Annotated in this window: 20 protein-coding genes; 6 read left to right on the forward strand and 14 right to left on the reverse strand. The window is 67.8% G+C overall.

The window, feature by feature from the left end; genetic code table 11:
* Positions 1-3: 3 nt before the first annotated feature.
* Genes cyoE through G369_RS0121520 form a run of 4 tightly spaced genes read right to left on the reverse strand, consistent with a single transcriptional unit; the run spans position 4 to position 3,700 of the window.
* The gene (cyoE, locus tag G369_RS0121505) at positions 4-909 is read right to left on the reverse strand and encodes a heme o synthase (RefSeq protein ID WP_019656103.1); all 906 of its coding nucleotides are present in this window, start codon (positions 907-909) and stop codon (positions 4-6) included.
* Positions 906-2,135 (reverse strand): COX15/CtaA family protein, encoded by a 1,230-nt coding sequence (locus G369_RS0121510; protein ID WP_019656104.1) that lies wholly within the window; start codon positions 2,133-2,135, stop codon positions 906-908. The genes cyoE and G369_RS0121510 overlap by 4 nt, the downstream gene beginning before the upstream one ends.
* 22 nt (positions 2,136-2,157) lie before the next feature.
* Positions 2,158-2,838, reverse strand: a complete 681-nt coding sequence (locus G369_RS0121515) for an SCO family protein (RefSeq protein ID WP_019656105.1) — start codon at positions 2,836-2,838, stop codon at positions 2,158-2,160.
* Positions 2,825-3,700, reverse strand: coding sequence for an SURF1 family protein (locus G369_RS0121520; RefSeq protein WP_020723206.1), 876 nt, complete (start codon positions 3,698-3,700; stop codon positions 2,825-2,827). The genes G369_RS0121515 and G369_RS0121520 overlap by 14 nt, the downstream gene beginning before the upstream one ends.
* Before the next feature lie 27 nt (positions 3,701-3,727).
* Between G369_RS0121520 and G369_RS0121525 the strand changes: the two genes are divergently transcribed.
* On the forward strand, positions 3,728-3,958 hold the full coding sequence (locus G369_RS0121525; RefSeq protein WP_019656107.1) for a twin transmembrane helix small protein: 231 nt from the start codon (positions 3,728-3,730) through the stop codon (positions 3,956-3,958).
* Between the two features lie 145 nt (positions 3,959-4,103).
* Here G369_RS0121525 and G369_RS0121530 read toward each other — a convergent pair whose 3' ends face one another.
* The 8 genes from G369_RS0121530 to G369_RS0121565 all read right to left on the reverse strand — a co-directional run bounded on the left by G369_RS0121530 (position 4,104) and on the right by G369_RS0121565 (position 10,659).
* Positions 4,104-4,985, reverse strand: a complete 882-nt coding sequence (locus G369_RS0121530) for a cytochrome c oxidase subunit 3 (RefSeq protein ID WP_019656108.1) — start codon at positions 4,983-4,985, stop codon at positions 4,104-4,106.
* Between the two features lie 69 nt (positions 4,986-5,054).
* Positions 5,055-5,273 carry a DUF2970 domain-containing protein gene (locus G369_RS0121535; RefSeq protein WP_019656109.1) on the reverse strand — a complete coding sequence of 73 codons (219 nt, stop codon included), beginning with the start codon at positions 5,271-5,273 and terminating at the stop codon, positions 5,055-5,057.
* Positions 5,270-5,896 (reverse strand): cytochrome c oxidase assembly protein, encoded by a 627-nt coding sequence (locus G369_RS0121540; protein WP_019656110.1) that lies wholly within the window; start codon positions 5,894-5,896, stop codon positions 5,270-5,272. The genes G369_RS0121535 and G369_RS0121540 overlap by 4 nt, the downstream gene beginning before the upstream one ends.
* Before the next feature lie 59 nt (positions 5,897-5,955).
* Positions 5,956-6,069 carry a cytochrome oxidase small assembly protein gene (locus tag G369_RS39525; protein ID WP_019656111.1) on the reverse strand — a complete coding sequence of 38 codons (114 nt, stop codon included), beginning with the start codon at positions 6,067-6,069 and terminating at the stop codon, positions 5,956-5,958.
* Positions 6,070-6,097: 28 nt separating this feature from the next.
* Entirely contained in the window at positions 6,098-7,741 is a 1,644-nt protein-coding gene (gene ctaD / locus G369_RS0121550; RefSeq protein ID WP_019656112.1) for a cytochrome c oxidase subunit I, read from the reverse strand.
* Between the two features lie 43 nt (positions 7,742-7,784).
* Positions 7,785-8,963 carry a cytochrome c oxidase subunit II gene (gene coxB / locus G369_RS0121555; RefSeq protein ID WP_019656113.1) on the reverse strand — a complete coding sequence of 393 codons (1,179 nt, stop codon included), beginning with the start codon at positions 8,961-8,963 and terminating at the stop codon, positions 7,785-7,787.
* 61 nt (positions 8,964-9,024) lie between these two features.
* Positions 9,025-9,501, reverse strand: coding sequence for a DUF2244 domain-containing protein (locus G369_RS0121560; RefSeq protein WP_020723207.1), 477 nt, complete (start codon positions 9,499-9,501; stop codon positions 9,025-9,027).
* 240 nt (positions 9,502-9,741) lie between these two features.
* On the reverse strand, positions 9,742-10,659 hold the full coding sequence (locus tag G369_RS0121565; RefSeq protein WP_019656115.1) for a class I SAM-dependent methyltransferase: 918 nt from the start codon (positions 10,657-10,659) through the stop codon (positions 9,742-9,744).
* 41 nt (positions 10,660-10,700) lie between these two features.
* Between G369_RS0121565 and G369_RS0121570 the strand changes: the two genes are divergently transcribed.
* From G369_RS0121570 to G369_RS0121580, 3 genes are all read left to right on the forward strand, one after another.
* A complete protein-coding gene (locus tag G369_RS0121570) occupies positions 10,701-11,426 on the forward strand; it encodes a ComF family protein (RefSeq protein ID WP_020723208.1) in 726 nt (241 codons plus the stop codon).
* Positions 11,427-11,460: 34 nt separating this feature from the next.
* Positions 11,461-11,922: a tRNA (uridine(34)/cytosine(34)/5-carboxymethylaminomethyluridine(34)-2'-O)-methyltransferase TrmL gene (gene trmL / locus G369_RS0121575; RefSeq protein ID WP_019656117.1), complete on the forward strand. Its 462-nt coding sequence runs from the start codon at positions 11,461-11,463 to the stop codon at positions 11,920-11,922.
* A gap of 130 nt (positions 11,923-12,052) precedes the next feature.
* Positions 12,053-12,346, forward strand: a complete 294-nt coding sequence (locus G369_RS0121580; protein ID WP_019656118.1) for a DUF4148 domain-containing protein — start codon at positions 12,053-12,055, stop codon at positions 12,344-12,346.
* Between the two features lie 36 nt (positions 12,347-12,382).
* Here G369_RS0121580 and G369_RS0121585 read toward each other — a convergent pair whose 3' ends face one another.
* Positions 12,383-12,853, reverse strand: a complete 471-nt coding sequence (locus G369_RS0121585; RefSeq protein ID WP_019656119.1) for a MaoC family dehydratase — start codon at positions 12,851-12,853, stop codon at positions 12,383-12,385.
* Between the two features lie 78 nt (positions 12,854-12,931).
* Positions 12,932-13,552: a ParA family protein gene (locus G369_RS0121590; protein ID WP_019656120.1), complete on the reverse strand. Its 621-nt coding sequence runs from the start codon at positions 13,550-13,552 to the stop codon at positions 12,932-12,934.
* A 100-nt stretch (positions 13,553-13,652) separates the two neighbouring features.
* Here G369_RS0121590 and kefF point away from each other — a divergent pair, with 100 nt between their 5' ends.
* Both kefF and kefC read left to right on the forward strand, forming a co-directional pair.
* On the forward strand, positions 13,653-14,414 hold the full coding sequence (gene kefF / locus G369_RS0121595; RefSeq protein WP_026346534.1) for a glutathione-regulated potassium-efflux system oxidoreductase KefF: 762 nt from the start codon (positions 13,653-13,655) through the stop codon (positions 14,412-14,414).
* The gene (gene kefC / locus G369_RS0121600) at positions 14,415-16,304 is read left to right on the forward strand and encodes a glutathione-regulated potassium-efflux system protein KefC (protein ID WP_019656122.1); all 1,890 of its coding nucleotides are present in this window, start codon (positions 14,415-14,417) and stop codon (positions 16,302-16,304) included.
* Positions 16,305-16,306 lie beyond the last annotated feature (2 nt).

A 16,306-nucleotide genomic window follows, 5' to 3' on the forward strand; every position in this document is an offset into this window, starting at 1 on the left:
CACTCACTGGATGTAGTGATCCACGAGCAGCGCCAGGAACAGCACGCTCAGGTGGATCAGCGAGAAACGGAAGGTCTTGCGCGCCAGCATGTCGGAGTAGTTGCGCCACAGCGCGAACGCGTAGCCGGTGAAGCCGATGCTCACCGCGACCGCCACCGCCAGGTACAGCCAGCCGCTCATGCCGTGGATGAAGGGCATCAGGCAGGCCGCGAAAAGGATGAAGGTGTAGAGCAGCACCTGCAGCCGCGTGAACTCGTTGCCGTGCGTCACGGGCAGCATCGGAAGGCCTGCCTTGCGGTAGTCCTCCACGCGGTAGAGGGCCAGCGCCCAGAAGTGCGGCGGCGTCCACAGGAAGATGATGAGAAAGAGGATCCACGCCCCCGGATCGAGGCTGCCCGTCATCGCGGCCCAGCCCAGCACCGGCGGCATCGCGCCCGAGGCGCCGCCGATCACGATGTTCTGCGGCGTGAGCGGCTTGAGGATCACGGTGTAGATCACCGCATAGCCCACGAAGGTGGCGAAAGTCAGCCACATGGTCAGCGGATTGACCAGGAACCACAGCAGCGCCGAACCCGCCGCGCACAGCAGCGCCGAGAACACCAGCGCCTGCCTGTCGCTGAGCTCGCCGCGCGCCGTGGGGCGCCAGGCGGTGCGCTTCATCTTCGCGTCGATGCCCTTCTCGACCAGGCAGTTGAACGCCGCGGCGGCGCCGGCCACCAGCCAGATCCCGATGCAGGCCACGGCCGCGCGCTTCAGTTCCGCCCATGAGGGCAGCCCGGGAATGGCCAGCACCATGCCGATCAGCGCGCAGAACACGATCAGCTGCACCACGCGCGGCTTGGTCAGCGCGTAGTACTGGCGCAGCACGTTGGTGCTGGCGGTTTGCTGAACGGAAATCGGGGTGCTCACGCGGCGGCCTTCCTCTGACGCTGACTGTTGTTGTGACCTGCCGCATTTTCGCCGGCATGCGCAGACCGCGCTGCCGGGGCGCGCCGGCTCTCGCACAGCGCCCAGGTGAGCACCACGGCGAGCGCCGCCGCGCCGCCGGTATGGAGCACGGCCGCGGCCAGCGGCCAGCCCAGCAGTACGTTGCCCAGTCCGGTGGCCAGCTGCAGCAGCGCGAGGCCGGCGAGCCATCGCGCCTGCGGCCGCAGCGCGACGATGCGGCGCATGCGCCAGGCCAGCACGCCGAGCGCGACGAACACCGCATAGGCCATCAGCCGATGCGCGTAGTGGATGGCGGTGAGCGCGGAAAAATCGAGCGGTTGGCCGTCACCGGTCACGCCCAGGTGGCGCCAGATCTCGAAGCCCTGGGCGAAGTTCATGGGCGGCCACCAGCTGTCCTGGCAGGTCGGGAACTGCGTGCAGGCCAGCACTGCATAGTTAGTGCTGACCCAGCCGCCCAGCGCGATCTGCAGCACGAGCAGCACGGTGGTCGCGATGAGGCCGTTGCGCAGCGCGGGCGACACGGGGGTGGGCAGCCGGTCGGCCGCGGCCTGCCTGTAGTGGACGGCCTGGATGCACAACAGCGCCAGCAGCACCACCGCGCCCAGCAGGTGCAGCGTGACGATGGCCGGGAACAGCTTCCACGTCACCGTGAGAGCGCCGAAGGCTCCCTGCAGGCACACCCAGACCAGCGTGAAGGCCGGCCACCAGGCGCTCAGCGTGGCATGGTGCCCGCTTCCGTCCGTCGAGGAAGGCGGTGCGAGGCGCTGCCGGCGGCGCACGATCCAGGTGGCCGCGGCGAGGGTGAGGATCAGCACCCCAACCCCGGTGGCCAGGTAGCGATGGACCATCTCGACCCAAGCCTTGCTGTGCGTCACCGGCCCGGTCGGCTGCGCCGACTGCGCCATCGCGATCTCGTGGCGCGCGCCGTGCGGGCTGGCGTTGCCGTAGCAGCCGGGCCAGTCGGGACAACCCAGGCCCGAATCGGTGAGCCGCGTGAAGGCGCCGAACAGCGTGAGGTCGAAGGTGAGAAAGAGCGTGAGCACCGTCAGCGCATGCAGCCGCCGCGCGGGGCCGCTGCCGGCATTGCGGCGCCACACCCACACCAGCGGGCCGAGCGCGATCAGCACGCCGACCGCCATGAGCCAGGCGATGGGCGTCAGGTCGTAGAGCGAGCTCGTGCTGTCCATGCGGCGTCCGTCGTTTCTTTCGTCAGCGGCCGGGCTCGTCCCACGACGCCGAAGCGCGCAGCAGGCGGTCGAGGTCGCGCTTGGCGCGGCCGGCGCCGGCGACGTCCATGCGGGCGGGAAAGCGCATCATCCAGTTGCCCATGGGGTCGACCACGTACAGGTGTTCGGCCAGGGAGTGGCCTTGCGCAGGTGCAAGCCACTTCGCCAACTGGTCGGCCGGCACGCGCAGTACGGTCGCGCCGTGCAGGCCGTTGTCCAGGCGCTCGGGCACGGGAGCGGCATCGCTCACGAGCCAGACGCGGTCCATGCGGTCCTTCTCGCGCCCCAGGCTCTCGCGCAGCTGCCGCGCCAGGTAGAGTTGCTGCTCGCAAAGCGTGTCGCATGCGGCATCGGCCACCGTCACCAGCAGCCACTGTCCCTTGAGCGTGCTCAGTTCCACCGGCGCGCCGCTGCGGTCGGTGGCGGTGAGCTTCGGCAGCTCGCGCTGCGGGTCGATCAACTCGCCATAGACGCTGCGCCCCTCGGGCCGGATCACGTAGTAGGTGAAGTAGGAGGCGATGACCGGCGAGGCGCACATCAGCATCACCGCGATCATCTTCCAGCGCCCCATGGCCGTGCGCCGGCCCTCCGCACCGTCGAGCGCCTGGTTGGGCGACGGCATCGAATGCACCGTCAGGCCCAGCGGCTCGTCAGAAGCGGCCATCGCGTGCGCGGCGCCTTGCGCGGCGGAGGGGCGTGATGAATTGGAACCAGACATAGAGGATGACGACGAGGGCCGACAGGCCGAACCACTGGAATGCGTAACCGTAGTGCCTCTCGAGGCCCAGCGCCGGGGCCGGCCAGTCGCGCTGCAGGCCCTCGGAAGCCGGGCCGCTCTGCTGCAGCGATACGTCGGTGCGCAGCGGCAGCTTGGTCTCGGCACGGAAGGCCTCCAGGTCGAGATTCTGCCGGATGGGCGAATACCCTTCGGCGACCGGTGCCGCAGCGGCGGCCTGGGCCTCGGGGGCCGAAGCGACGGCGGCAGGCGAAGGAGCGGCAGCAGAAGCGGCGGCCGTGGGCGCCGCAGCGGAGGAGCCCAGTTCCAGCAGATGGCTCGGCGGCGGCTCGATGAGGCCGGTCACTTCCACGATGCCCGCCGGCGTCTCGACCGGCTCCAGCTTCGTGCGGTCGACGAAATTGCGCTGGATCCAGCCGCGCTGCACCATCACCGTCTGCTCGGTGCCCTCGAGGGCGAAGGGCGTCAGTACGTAGAAGCCGGGCGTGCCGTGCATCTGGCGGTTGTCGAGGTACACGGTCTGAGGCGTCAGCCAGAGGCCGCGAAGGCGCACCGCACGGTGCAGCGCATCGGAGCCCTTGCCGAGCGCGAGGAACTCGGCCTGCGTCAGCGGCGGCTTCTGCTTCTCGGCGTCGATGCTGGCTTGCAGCGCCTCCTTCTGAGCGGCGCGCGAAAGCTGCCAGCGACCGAGCGAAATGGTGGCCGACACGGTCATCGCGGCGGCAATGGTGATGACCAGGAAGCGGCCCCGGCGTGGGCGTTCTTCGGGATACAGGGGTACGGGATTCACTGGAGGGGACGGGGGGTGCGGCCGATAATGCGGGTCATGAAATACTTCGTCGCCCTGGTGTTCGTGGGCATCTTCGCGAGCCTCGCGTTTGCCCTGTACTTCATGCTGAAGGACGGGCGCAACGGGCGCGCCAAGAGCGGCGGCATGGCGCGCGCGCTCACCTTTCGGATCGGCCTCTCGGTGTTTTTGTTCCTCTGCATGCTGCTCGCCTGGAAGTTCGGATACATCCAGCCAACCGGGCTCCCGCTCGGCAAGTAGATGATGCTCGTGCCAGGAGAACCAAGAAAAAGGCGCCTTCCGGCGCCTTTTTTCTGGAATGCCGCCAGCGTCCGTCACCAATGAAATGCCATCGCGAAACGCTGCCGCACGATGAAGCAAGGGTGACAGGGCCTGGCTTCCCGGCTCAAAGCCAGTAGACCAGCAGGTACAGGCCGAGCCAGACGACGTCCACGAAGTGCCAGTACCAGGCCGCGCCCTCGAAGCCGAAGTGGCGCTCGGGCGTGAAGTGGCCCTTGCGCAGGCGCAGCGTGATGAACAGCAGCATCAGCATGCCGATGAACACGTGCAGGCCGTGGAAGCCGGTCAGCATGAAGAAGGTGGAGCCGTAGGTGCCCGAGCTGAGCTTGAGGTTCAGCTCGGTGTACAGGTGGTGGTACTCGTAGCCCTGCACGCCCAGGAAGATCACGCCCAGCAGCACGGTGAGCCACATGAAGCGGATGGTCTGCGCGCGATGGCCGGCGCGCAGCGCGTGATGGGCGATCGTGAGCGTGACGCCCGAGCTCAGCAGCAGCGCGGTGTTGATCGTGGGCAGCCAGAACGGGCCGACGGTCTGGAAGGGCTCGACGATGCCCGCCGGCGAAGCGGTGGCGCCGGGCGCGACGCTGGGCCACACGGCCTTGAAGTCGGGCCACAGCAGCGCATTGTCGAGGCTGCCGAGCGTGGGCAGCGCATGGGTGCGGGCCCACCACAGCGCGGTGAAGAACGCGCCGAAGAACATCACTTCGGAGAAGATGAACCAGCTCATGCTCCAGCGGAACGAGAGGTCGATCTTGTGGCCGTACTGGCCGCTCTCGCTCTCGCCGATGGCGGCGCGGAACCACGCGAAGAGGGTGCCGAGCCAGATCACCATGCCGACCAGCAGGGACCATGCGCCCCACTCGTGGCCGTTGATCCATTGCGCGGCGCCCAGGATCACGAAGAACAAACCGATCGCGGCCGAGACCGGATAGGCCGAGGGGCCCGGCACGAAATAGTAGGGCGTGGTGCCGTGGGTGGTTGAACTCATATCAGCTCCTGGCTCTCTTTCTTCTCTCGGTTCAATGGATTCTGCTTGCCGTGGAAGGCTTCTTCTGCGTCAGGCACCGGCCGATGCGACCACATGGCGCACCACCAGCACGAGCACGACCACGAAGACCACCACCGCCACGAACGCCACCGCGATGATGTGCAGTGGGTTCAGCTTGCGCAGGTCTTCCTGGTAGGCGCTGTTCTTGCGCACGCCGAAGAACGACCAGCCCACAGCCTTCACCGTGTCCCACAGCGAAGCCCTCGGCCGGTTCGACGGATCGGTCACGAGCGCGGCTCATTCGCGGTGCCGGAAACTGCGGCCACCGGGGCCGCGGGCGTCTTGCCGCCCACCTCGAAGAAGGTGTACGACAGCGTGATGGTCTTCACGTCCTTGGAAATCTTCGGGTCGATCACGAACGCGACCGGCCACTGCTTCTTCTCGCCCGGATCGAGCGTGTACTGGTTGAAGCAGAAGCACTCGAGCTTGTTGAAGTACGGCGCGGCCTGCTGCGGCGCATAGCTCGGGATGGCCTGCGCGGCCATGCGGCGGTTCTGCACGTTCTGGAACTCGTACATCACCGTGTTGAGCTCGCCCGGGTGCACCTGGATGGTCCGCTCCGCGGGCTTGAAGTCCCACAGGCCGCCGCGCACGTTGGAATCGAACTCGACAGTGATGGTGCGGCTCTTGTCGACCTGCGTGTTGTCGGGCACGCGCACGTTCTTGCCGCCGCTCGCGCCGCCCGGCACCTCGAGCTCGGAGAGCGCGAGGATGTTGATGCCCGTCATCTCGCAGATCGCGCGGTACATCGGCACCAGCGCGTAGCCGAATGCGAACATGCCGCAGGCCACGACGGCCAGCTTGCCGACCATGCGGACGTTGGCGCGGCGGATGCGTGGACCGAGGCTCATGCGCTGTGCTCCCGTTCGTTGCTTGCTTGAAGCTGGCTTCGCGTGATCGGCGCGCCGGTTCAGCGGCCGCTGAACCAGACCATGCGGACGATGAAACCGATGAAGAACACCACCGCGATGGAGGCCAGCGTGAGCCCCATGCGGCGGTTGTTCCTTTTCTGTTCGGGTGTCATCGTGCGGTGCGAAGTGCGGGGAATCCGCTCAACCGATCACCCTGGTGGCGGTCGCGTCGAGCTTGGGCGGGTTCTCGAAGGTGTGGAAGGGCGCCGGCGAAGGCACTTCCCATTCGAGGCCCTCGGCCGCTTCCCAGGGCTTCTGCGGGGCCTTCTCGCCCTTGCCGCGCATCGTGGGCAGCACGATGAACAGGAAGAAGTAGACCTGCGCGAAGCCGAAGAAGAAGGCGCCCACCGAGGCGACGGCATTGAAGTCGGCGAACTGCATCGGGTAGTCGGCATAGCGACGCGGCATGCCGGCCAGGCCCAGGAAGTGCATCGGGAAGAAGGTCACGTTGAACGAGATCAGCGACCACCAGAAGTGCACCTTGCCGCGCGTCTCGTTGTACATCACGCCGGTCCACTTCGGAGCCCAGTAGTAGAAGCCCGAGAACATGGCGAACAGCGAGCCGGCCACCAGCACGTAGTGGAAGTGCGCCACGACGTAGTAGGTGTCCTGCAGCTGCGTGTCGATGGGGGCGACGGCCAGGATCAGGCCGGTGAAACCGCCCATGGTGAACACGAAGATGAAGCCGACGGCGAAGAGCATCGGCGTCTCGAAGGTCATCGAGCCCTGCCACATGGTCGCGATCCAGTTGAAGATCTTCACGGCCGTGGGCACCGCGATCAGCATGGTCGCGTACATGAAGAACAGCTGGCCGGTCAGCGGCATGCCGGTCGTGAACATGTGGTGAGCCCACACGATGAACGACAGGATGGCGATCGACGAGGTGGCGTACACCATCGAGGCGTAGCCGAAGAGCTTCTTGCGGGCGAAGGCCGGCACCACCTGGCTGATGATGCCGAACGCCGGCAGGATCATGATGTAGACCTCGGGGTGGCCGAAGAACCAGAAGATGTGCTGGTACATCACCGGGTCGCCGCCGCCGGCGGGGTTGAAGAAGCTGGTGCCGAAGTGGCGGTCGGTCAGCGTCATCGTGATGGCGCCTGCGAGCACGGGCATCACGGCGATCAGCAGGTAGGCGGTGATGAGCCAGGTCCAGCAGAACATCGGCATCTTCATCAGCGTCATGCCGGGGGCGCGCATGTTCAGGATGGTCACGATGATGTTGATCGAGCCCATGATCGACGACGCGCCCATGATGTGCATCGCGAAGATGCCGGCGTCCATCGAGGGGCCCATCTGCAGCGTGAGCGGCGCGTACAGCGTCCAGCCCGCGGCGGGCGCGCCGCCGGGCATGAAGAACGAGCCCACCAGCATCAGCGCCGCGGGGATCAGCAGCCAGAAGCTGAAGTTGTTCATGCGCGCGAACGCCATGTCGGATGCGCCCACCTGCAGCGGGATCATCCAGTTCGCGAAGCCCACGAAGGCCGGCATGATCGCGCCGAACACCATGATCAGGCCGTGCATGGTGGTGAACTGGTTGAAGAGTTCGGGGTTCACCAGTTGCAGTCCGGGCTGGAACAGCTCGGCACGGATCAGGAGCGCAAGCACGCCGCCCACCATCAGCATCGTGAAGCTGAACAGCAGGTAGAGCGTGCCGATGTCCTTGTGGTTGGTGGCGAACACCCAGCGGCGCCAGCCGGTGGGCGCATGGTGATCGTGGTGATCGTCGTGTGCGTGGTCGCCATGGCCTGCTGCGTGACCGTGGGGGTCGAGAACTGCGCTCATTTCGTGGTTCCTTGCAATTTCTTCGTCGCGGGGCGATCGCGCATCACTTGGCGCGCAGGGCCAGCACTTCGGCCGGCTGCACCAGCTGGCCCGTCTTGTTCGACCAGCTGTTCTTGGTGTAGGTGGCCACGGCCGCGAGGTCGGTATCGCTAAGTTGCTTCCAGGAAGGCATCGCGCCGTTGTTCTGGCCGTTGAGCAGCACCGTCAGCTGGACCTTGTGGTCGGCGTCGGTCACCTTCGGCGAACCATCGAGCGGCTTGATCGGACCGGCGCCCTTGCCGTTGGCCTGGTGGCAGGCCGCGCAGTTGGCGGCATAGACCTTCTCGCCGCGCGCCAGCATGTCGGGCAGGGTCCAGACCTTGGTCGGGTCGTCGAGCTTGGCGGCGGCTTCCTTGCGCTTGGCGGCGACCCAGGCCGTGTAGTCGGCGGCCGAGAGCACCTTCACGTGGATCGGCATGTAGGCGTGTTCCTTGCCGCACAGCTCCTGGCACTGGCCGTAGTAGTCGCCCACGGTTTCGGCGCGGAACCAGGTGTCGCGCACGAAGCCGGGAATGGCGTCCTGCTTGAGGCCCAGCTGCGGCACGGCGAAGGCGTGGATCACGTCGTTCGCGGTGGTGATGATGCGGATCTTCTTCTGCACCGGCACGACCAGCGGGTTGTCGACCTTGAGCAGGTAGTCGTCGGGCATCTGGCCCTTGGCGCCCGCATCGGACATGGCGCGCTGCGAGCTGTCGAGCGTGGAGATGAAGGCCAGGCCCTCGCCTTCGCCGTTGAGGTAGTCGTAGCCCCACTTCCACTGGTAGCCCGTGGTCTTGATCGTGAGGTCGGCGTTGGTGGTGTCCTTCTGGGCCACCAGCACCTTGGTGGCGGGCAGCGCCATGACGATGACGATGAGGAAGGGCACGATGGTCCAGATGACCTCGACCACCACCGATTCATGGAAGTTGGCGGCCTTGTGGCCCACCGACTTGCGGTGCTTCCAGATGGAATAGAACATCACCGCGAACACGCCGACGAAGATGACCGTGCACAGGATCATCATGATCGTGTGGAGCAGATGCTGCTCCTGAGCGATCTTGGTCACGCCGACCGGAAGATTCAACTGGCGCACCGAAGGGCCGCCGGGCAGATCGTTGACTGCGTGCGCCGCGCTGCTGAAAGCCGCGCCGGCCGCCAGCAACAGATTCGCCGGCCTGTACTTATTGCGCCAAATGCTCTTCATCGTGTTCACGTTTCTTCAATTTTTTCGACAAACCCAACCGTGCAGCACTGCGCAAGTCTCCTCAGGCGCCACGCAACGCCATTCGAATCTCGCGGGCCAAGGCCGCACGCAACTCCGGGCGTACATAGCGCCCCACCCTGACCGATCGACCCTGCCCCGAGACCTCGATCAGCGAGCGATCGCCGGCCTGGGGTTCGATCCGCACCTGGTGCGGAAGAAATTCCGTGCGCTCGTAGTGCCCGCCGTTCTCGAGCTCGACGACGAGACGTCCCTCCTGCAATGCGATCTTCTCGCCGTCCGTCGCATGCCTTGCGTAGACCATGAAGGCAAACCCGACAGCAGCCAGTTCGAGCCAGGCAAAAGGCAGCACCATGGGCGCACCGTGCAGCCAGAACAGGGTGCCAATGCCGAGAGATACCACGCACAGCGATGCGTAGAGCCAGCCCAGCTGGCTCGGCGTCACCGAGCAGTTGCGCTTCAGGAACCAGTGGATGCTCTGGCCTGAAACGGTGGCAAATCGAAACACGGAATTCGACACGGGCGAGTTCAGCAAATCGGTGCGTCGACGGTCGCCAAACCCTCTCGTACGAACAGGATCCGACACCCTTCGATCGCGGGACAATACCCGCGAGTTTCACGCAACGGCGGATTGTAGCGGGTAGATACCTGCGCCCGGGTGCCCTGTGAGACGCCTACGGGTCACTACTAGTAGGCAAGAAACGCCCTCTGAGACAGGCGTTTTCGAGGCACGTTTTTCGGGTGCGCCGACCGCGATCGTTCAGGCGCCCGGACGGCCTCGCTGAAGCATCGATCGCATCTCGCGCAGCGACACCGCGCTCTCGGCCGAGAGCGACACGCGCGGCACCGGCTTGAAGGCGTGGCCGTAGACGACCTCGAAGGTCAGCGCGATGCGTCCGTCGCCGCCCTCCGCCGGTGCGAGTTCGGGCAGCGCCTTCTTCAGCGATTGCAGCCAGCCCTTGCCGCGCAACGCAGGAAAGCGCGCCGGATGCAGATTGCGGCCCAGCGTGCGCAGCTCGGCCAGCGCCGCCTCGGGCGTGGCCCAGGTCAGCACGATGCGCTCCATGTCCATCACCGGCTCGGCGAAACCGGCATGCACCAGCATGTCGCCCCAGTCGTGCATGTCGGTGTACTCGTGGCCTGCGGCCGGCCAGCCCATGCGGGCATGCAGCGCACGCAGCTCGCGCACGGTGTCCGGGCCGAGGCACGAGAACATGAGGAAGCCGTCGGTCGCCACCAGCTTGTGCCAGTGCGCGATCAGCGCCTCGGGGTCGGCCGCCATGTGCAGCGACATGTTGGCCCAGAGCAGGTCGACGCCGTCTTCGGGCGGTGCCTCGAAGCGCGGCTTGCCGGCCTGCCAGCGCCGCGCGCTCCACCACGGCGCGGCCAGCGCCTGGCCGGTGGCCGGGGCCAGCGCGCCCTCGGGTTCGATCACGTAGGAAGCCGCGTCCTTGTAGCGGCGGGCGACGAGTTCGTGGGCCTCGAGGCCGCCGCGCAGCGGGGCCCAGTCGGCCCAGCTGCGGGGCTGCGCCTTGATCCATTGCAGCCGGTCTTCCATGCGGCGGCCGATTTCCTCGTGCAGCCAGGGAGAGGCGCCGTCGGCGGGCGCGAGCCGGCGCCAGCGGGCGGCCGCCGTGGCATCGATAGTCGGCGGTCGTCTTGCGGGGTCGGTGGCCATGGGGCCGTGAGTATATTGAGGCGATGCTCAGCCACCGGGCCATGTGGCCTTTCCCGTCTTCCGGCCCGACCGGCCTCTTCACCTCGCTGCTCGCGCGGCTGCCCAGCCAGTGCGCGGTCTGCCGCGCCTGGCCGTCGCGCCCGGTGTGCGACGCCTGCGTGGCCCGCTTCGCCCCGCCCGTTTCGCGCTGCAGCGGCTGCGCGCTGCGCCTGCCCGAGGGTGTCGGCCGCTGCGGCGAATGCGTGAAGAGCCCGCCGCCGCTGGATGCCTGCCTGGCCGCCTGCACCTATGCATGGCCCTGGCCGGACGCCATCGCGGCATTTAAGTTCCGCGGCGAGGCCGGCTGGGCCGGGCCCTTCGCCACGCTGCTGCGCAGTGCGCCCTGGGTGGAGCCTGCACTGGAGGCCAGCGACATCGTGCTGCCGATGCCGCTGGCGCCCGGCCGACTGCGCGAGCGGGGCTTCAACCAGTCGCACGAACTGGTACGCCGCGTGGCGCCCTCGAAGGCAGACGCCGGCCTGCTCCTTCGCACTCGAGAAACGACCGCCCAGAGCGGCCTGTCGCGCGCCGACCGGCTGCGCAACCTGCGCGGCGCCTTCGCGGTGGAGCCGCTGCGCGCCCACGAACTGCGCGGCCGCCGCATCGTGCTGGTGGACGACGTCATGACCAGCGGCGCCTCGCTGTTCGCTGCAGCGGGTGTGCTGCGCGAGGCCGGCGCGGCACACATCACCGGGATCGTGCTGGCCCGCACCGATCCGCCGCGCTGAGATGCCGGCGCCCCGGCCCGCCGACAATCGCCGGATGTTCAATATCGTCCTGGTCCACCCCGAAATACCGCCGAACACCGGCAACGTGATCCGGCTCGCAGCCAACACCGGCTGCAAGCTGCACCTCGTGGAGCCGCTGGGTTTCTCGATGGACGACCGCCTTCTGCGCCGCGCCGGCCTCGACTACCACGAGTACGCCGAAGTCAGGCGCCATGCCGACTGGCCGGCCCTGCTCGCGGCCGAGCAGCCCGCCGCCGACCGCATGTTCGCACTCACCACGCGCGGTTCTCGCCCGGTGCACGAAGTGCGCTTCCAGCCCGGCGACTGGCTGGTGTTCGGATCGGAAACCAGCGGGCTGCCACCCGCGCTGCGCGAGGGCTTTCCAGAGTCGCAGCGGCTGCGGCTGCCGATGCGCGAGGGCCAGCGCAGCCTGAATCTCTCGAACGCGGTGGCGGTGACGGTGTTCGAGGCCTGGCGGCAGAACGGCTTCGCCTGAGGCTGCTGCTGCCCCTTCCGGCAGCAGGGACAGGACACATCCATTCGGCGGATCGCGTCGTATGGAAGACATGCCGGCCGCAAGGCGGTCCGGCATTCATCCCATCCACCCTGTACCAAGGAGTCCCGCCATGAACGCCAAGCCGATCGCTCTCGCCGCACTCGCAACGCTCGCCTTCGCCGGCAGCGCGCAGGCCTTCCAGGGAGAGCAGAACCCGCTGCCGCCCGCCCCCTTCCAGTCGACGCTGTCCCGCGCGCAAGTGCAGGCCGACGCGCGCCAGCCGCTTCGCATCAGCAATGGCGGCACCGGCGTGACGCAGGCCAGGAGCGGCGAAACCGACCGCGACGCAGTGCGCGCCAGCGCCCTCAGCATCACGCGCCAGGGCGCGGCCACCTACGGCGAAGTGACCGACCGCCGGATGTAAGAAGAAAGAAAAAGAAGCAAGGATGCCGCGGCCGCTTCAGCGGTAGCGGCGCACCACCGACTCGGCCACGCAGGCCGGCTTGGCGGCGCCTTCGAGCTCGATGGTGGTTTCCCAGGTCATCTGGAAGCCGTCATCGGCAATGGGGTCCGCCGTCAGCAGCTTCATGCGCGCGCGCAAGCGCTTGCCCACCGGCACCGGCGACATGAAGCGCACCTTGTTCAGGCCGTAGTTCACGCCCATGCGCGACTCGACCACGTCCAGCGCCGTCTCGTAGAAGCGCGGCAGCAGCGACAGCGTGAGGAAGCCGTGCGCGATCGGCCCGCCGAAGGGGCCGGCCTTGGCCCGCTCGATGTCGACGTGGATCCACTGGTGGTCGCCCGTCGCCTCGGCGAACTGGTTGACCTGCTCCTGCGTGATGGCGATCCAGTCGCTCACGGCGACTTCCTGGCCGACGCAGGCGGCGAGATCCTGAAGGGTCTGGAATGTCTTCTTGGTCATGCGGGGCATTCTGGTGTCTGGGGTCGCCGCGAGGCTGTCGGCCTCGCGACAACCGGGGTCAGGGTAAACCGGGAGCCGTGGCGCGGCTCAGGCGTCGAGCCATTCGCAGATCGGCTGCCACTGCTCCAGGTCGCGCTGCACGCGGCCGGGCGCGATGTCGAACAGCGTGAGTCCGCGCGCGGCGAGTTGCACGTAGTTCTGCGTGTCGCGCAGCTCGCCGATCACCGGCACGCCCAGCCCCTCGATGAACTCGTGCAGCCGGTCGGCCGCCAGCGTGCGGGCGTTCACGCGCATGCCGACGAGGCCGATCTTCGTCTTCTCGGCGCGGCGGTTCTCCTGCAGCCGGTCGAGGAAATCGCGGGTCGCGTAGATGTCGAAGATGCTGGGCTGCAGCGGCACGATCACGCGGTCGGCCAGCGCCAGCACTTCCTTGAAGCGCCAGCCGTGCAGGCCGGCGGGGGTGTCGAGCACGGCGTGCGTGGTGCCGCGCGGCGGGCGCACCACGGCGCCTTCGCCGGTGGCTTCCCAGGTGGATATCTGCCGGGCCACCGGCGGGCGCAGGCCCAGCCAGAGGCGCGAGGACTGCTGCCGGTCCACGTCGCCCAGCATCACGGCGTGGCCCCGGCTTGCGAAGTAGCCCGCGACGTTCGTCGCGATCGTCGATTTGCCCACGCCACCCTTGGGATTGGCGACCAGAACCACCGGCATAAAAGCACTCCTCCAGAACGGCAACAGCGCGAATGGTAGTCGCAGGACGTTTATGCCCGGCGAAACCCACCCCGGCGCACTCTTGAGCTATGTTCGCGGGATGACGACAACAACATCCATGGGAACCGCAGCCGAGAGCCCCGCGGGCGGCTCCGGCGGCATCTACGTGCTGGCCGCCCACCCCCACTGGCGCGACTCGCGCGTCAACCGCCGCATGCTCGCCGCCGCGCGCGGCGTGCCGGGGGTCGACGTCAACGACCTCTACGGCACCTACCCCGACTTCGCCATCGACGTCGAGGCCGAGCAGGCGCGGCTCGCCAGGGCCAGCCTGGTGGTGCTGGTGCATCCGATCCACTGGTACTCGATGCCCGCGCTGCAGAAGCTCTGGGTCGACGACGTGCTCGCCTACGGCTGGGCCTACGGCCCAGGCGGCACCGCCCTGCAGGGCAAGGACCTCTGGCTGGTCGCCACCACGGGCAGCCCCGAAGCGAGCTACCACCCTCAGAACTACCACCGCTACTTCTTCGACGCCTTCCTGCCGCCCTACGAGCAGACCGCGGCGCTGTGCGGCATGCGCTTCCTGCCGCCGATGATCTTCTACGGCGCGCGCAGCGCCGGCGAGGCGGCGGTGAAGGCGCATGTCGAGACCTTCGCCGAGCGGCTGGGCAGCTACCCCGACTGGCCCGAGATCGAGGAGATCGACGCCTGCATCGCCTGCCCCGTGCCCGAGAGCGACCGGCCGGCCGACAATGACGAGGTCGGCAAGGTGGTCTCCGACGCATTCCGCGCGGCGATGGTCCACGGGCTGGCCAGCACCACCGCCTCCACCGCACCCGCGGACGGCAACGGGAAGGCGGCCTGAATGGAACACGCACCCGCCTGGCTGACCAACAGCCTGATCTACCTGAGCGCCGCCGTGCTGGTGGTGCCGCTGTCGAAGGCCCTGGGCCTGGGCTCGATCATCGGTTACCTCGTGGCCGGCATCGCCATCGGGCCCTGGGGCCTGGGGCTGGTCTCCAGGGTCGAGGACGTGCTGCACTTCGCCGAGTTCGGCGTGGTGCTGATGCTGTTCCTCGTGGGCCTGGAGCTCGAGCCCAAGCGCCTGTGGAACCTGCGCCGACCCATCTTCGGCTGGGGCACGGCGCAGGTGCTGAGCTGCGCCGCCGTGCTGTTCGCGGTCGGCTGCGCCGTTGGTGCCAGCTGGCGCGTGTCGCTGGTGGCCGCGCTGGGCCTTGCGCTGTCGTCCACCGCGATCGCGCTGCAGGTGTTCGGCGAGCGCAACCTGCTGAAGACGCCCAGCGGGCAGGCCGGCTTCTCGATCCTGCTGTTCCAGGACGTGGCCGCCATCCCGATCCTCGCGCTGCTGCCGCTGCTGGCCGGCGCCACCGCGGCCGAGCAGTCGATCACCGGGCTGGAGCGCGCGCTGGAAGCGGCCAAGATCATCGGCGTGATCGGCGGCATCATCCTCGGCGGCCGGCTGCTGCTGCGCCCCATCCTGCGCTGGATCGCGCGCAGCGATACGCCCGAGATCTTCACCGCCGCCGCCTTGCTGCTGGTGGTGGCCATCGCGGCGCTGATGCAGCTGGTGGGCCTGTCGATGGCGCTGGGCGCCTTCCTCGCCGGCGTGCTGCTGGCCGAGAGCGAATACCGGCGCGAGCTCGAGACCGACATCGAGCCGTTCAAGGGACTGCTGCTGGGCCTGTTCTTCATCGCGGTGGGCATGTCGATCAACTTCGGCGTGCTGATGGCGAGCCCCTGGATCATGGCGATGCTGGTGGTCGGCTTCGTGGCCATCAAGCTGGTGGTGATCTATGCGCTCGCCAAGGCGATGGGCATCGCCTACCAGGAGCGGCCGGTGTTCACGCTGCTGCTCGCGCAGGGCGGCGAGTTCGCCTTCGTGGTGTTCCAGGCGGCGGGGCCCGACGTGCTGCCGCCCGAGGTCACCTCGCTGCTGATCGGCGCGGTGGCGCTGTCGATGCTGCTGTCGCCGCTCCTGCTGGTGCTGCTCGACAGGTTCGTGCTGCCGCGCTACAGCCGCAACACGGGCACGAAGCTCGAAGAGATCTCGGAGCAGCAGGACGCCAAGGTGCTGATCTGCGGCTTCGGCCGCTACGGCCAGATCGTCGGTCGCATGCTGATGTCGCAGGGCCTGCGCGTGACGGTGCTCGACCACGACGCCGACACCGTCGAAGGCCTGCGGCAGTTCGGCTTTCGCGTGTTCTACGGCGACGCGACGCGGCTCGACCTGCTGCGCACCGCGGGAGCGGGAACGGCCAAGGTGATCGTGGTGGCGGTGGACGACATCGAGCAGTCGCTGGAGATCGTCGACCTGGTGAAGGAGAACTTCCCGCAGGCCCGCATCATCGCCAGGGCACGCAACGTGACGCACCTGTTCCAGCTGCGCGACCGCGGCGTGACGGAGGTCGAGCGCGAGGTGTTCGAGTCTTCGCTGCGCAGCGCGCGAGCCACGCTCGAGGCGCTGGGCTGGCCGCCCTCCGAGGCGCGCGAATCGGCCATGCGCTTCCGCCGCCGAAACATCGAACTCAGCAACGAGATCTACCCGCACTACAAGGACCGCGCCAAGCTGATCGCCGCCAACAAGGCGGGCCGCCAGCAGTTCGAGGAGCAGATGGCGCGCGAGCGCGAGGAGCGCCGCCGGCGGCTCGGACGCGACTGGGATGCGCTGGAGGAAGAACCCGAAGCGGAAACGGAAACGCCGCAACCCGGGCGGGAATCGCAGCCGGTTCCCTGAAC

The organism is Variovorax atrisoli 110B (assembly GCF_000382045.1).
GTDB classification, from domain to species: domain Bacteria; phylum Pseudomonadota; class Gammaproteobacteria; order Burkholderiales; family Burkholderiaceae_C; genus Variovorax; species Variovorax atrisoli.

What these genes read in the sequence shown, in the direction of transcription:
- G369_RS0121510 (WP_019656104.1), bottom strand. Translation starts at nt 2,135, where the DNA reads ATGGACAGCACGAGCTCGCTCTACGACCTGACGCCCATCGCCTGGCTC.
- G369_RS0121515 (WP_019656105.1), bottom strand. Translation starts at nt 2,838, where the DNA reads ATGGCCGCTTCTGACGAGCCGCTGGGCCTGACGGTGCATTCGATGCCG.
- G369_RS0121525 (WP_019656107.1), top strand. Translation starts at nt 3,728, where the DNA reads ATGCGGGTCATGAAATACTTCGTCGCCCTGGTGTTCGTGGGCATCTTC.
- G369_RS0121530 (WP_019656108.1), bottom strand. Translation starts at nt 4,985, where the DNA reads ATGAGTTCAACCACCCACGGCACCACGCCCTACTATTTCGTGCCGGGC.
- G369_RS0121540 (WP_019656110.1), bottom strand. Translation starts at nt 5,896, where the DNA reads ATGAGCCTCGGTCCACGCATCCGCCGCGCCAACGTCCGCATGGTCGGC.
- G369_RS39525 (WP_019656111.1), bottom strand. Translation starts at nt 6,069, where the DNA reads ATGACACCCGAACAGAAAAGGAACAACCGCCGCATGGGGCTCACGCTG.
- ctaD (WP_019656112.1), bottom strand. Translation starts at nt 7,741, where the DNA reads ATGAGCGCAGTTCTCGACCCCCACGGTCACGCAGCAGGCCATGGCGAC.
- coxB (WP_019656113.1), bottom strand. Translation starts at nt 8,963, where the DNA reads ATGAAGAGCATTTGGCGCAATAAGTACAGGCCGGCGAATCTGTTGCTG.
- G369_RS0121565 (WP_019656115.1), bottom strand. Translation starts at nt 10,659, where the DNA reads ATGGCCACCGACCCCGCAAGACGACCGCCGACTATCGATGCCACGGCG.
- G369_RS0121570 (WP_020723208.1), top strand. Translation starts at nt 10,701, where the DNA reads ATGTGGCCTTTCCCGTCTTCCGGCCCGACCGGCCTCTTCACCTCGCTG.
- trmL (WP_019656117.1), top strand. Translation starts at nt 11,461, where the DNA reads ATGTTCAATATCGTCCTGGTCCACCCCGAAATACCGCCGAACACCGGC.
- G369_RS0121580 (WP_019656118.1), top strand. Translation starts at nt 12,053, where the DNA reads ATGAACGCCAAGCCGATCGCTCTCGCCGCACTCGCAACGCTCGCCTTC.
- G369_RS0121585 (WP_019656119.1), bottom strand. Translation starts at nt 12,853, where the DNA reads ATGCCCCGCATGACCAAGAAGACATTCCAGACCCTTCAGGATCTCGCC.
- G369_RS0121590 (WP_019656120.1), bottom strand. Translation starts at nt 13,552, where the DNA reads ATGCCGGTGGTTCTGGTCGCCAATCCCAAGGGTGGCGTGGGCAAATCG.
- kefF (WP_026346534.1), top strand. Translation starts at nt 13,653, where the DNA reads ATGACGACAACAACATCCATGGGAACCGCAGCCGAGAGCCCCGCGGGC.
- kefC (WP_019656122.1), top strand. Translation starts at nt 14,415, where the DNA reads ATGGAACACGCACCCGCCTGGCTGACCAACAGCCTGATCTACCTGAGC.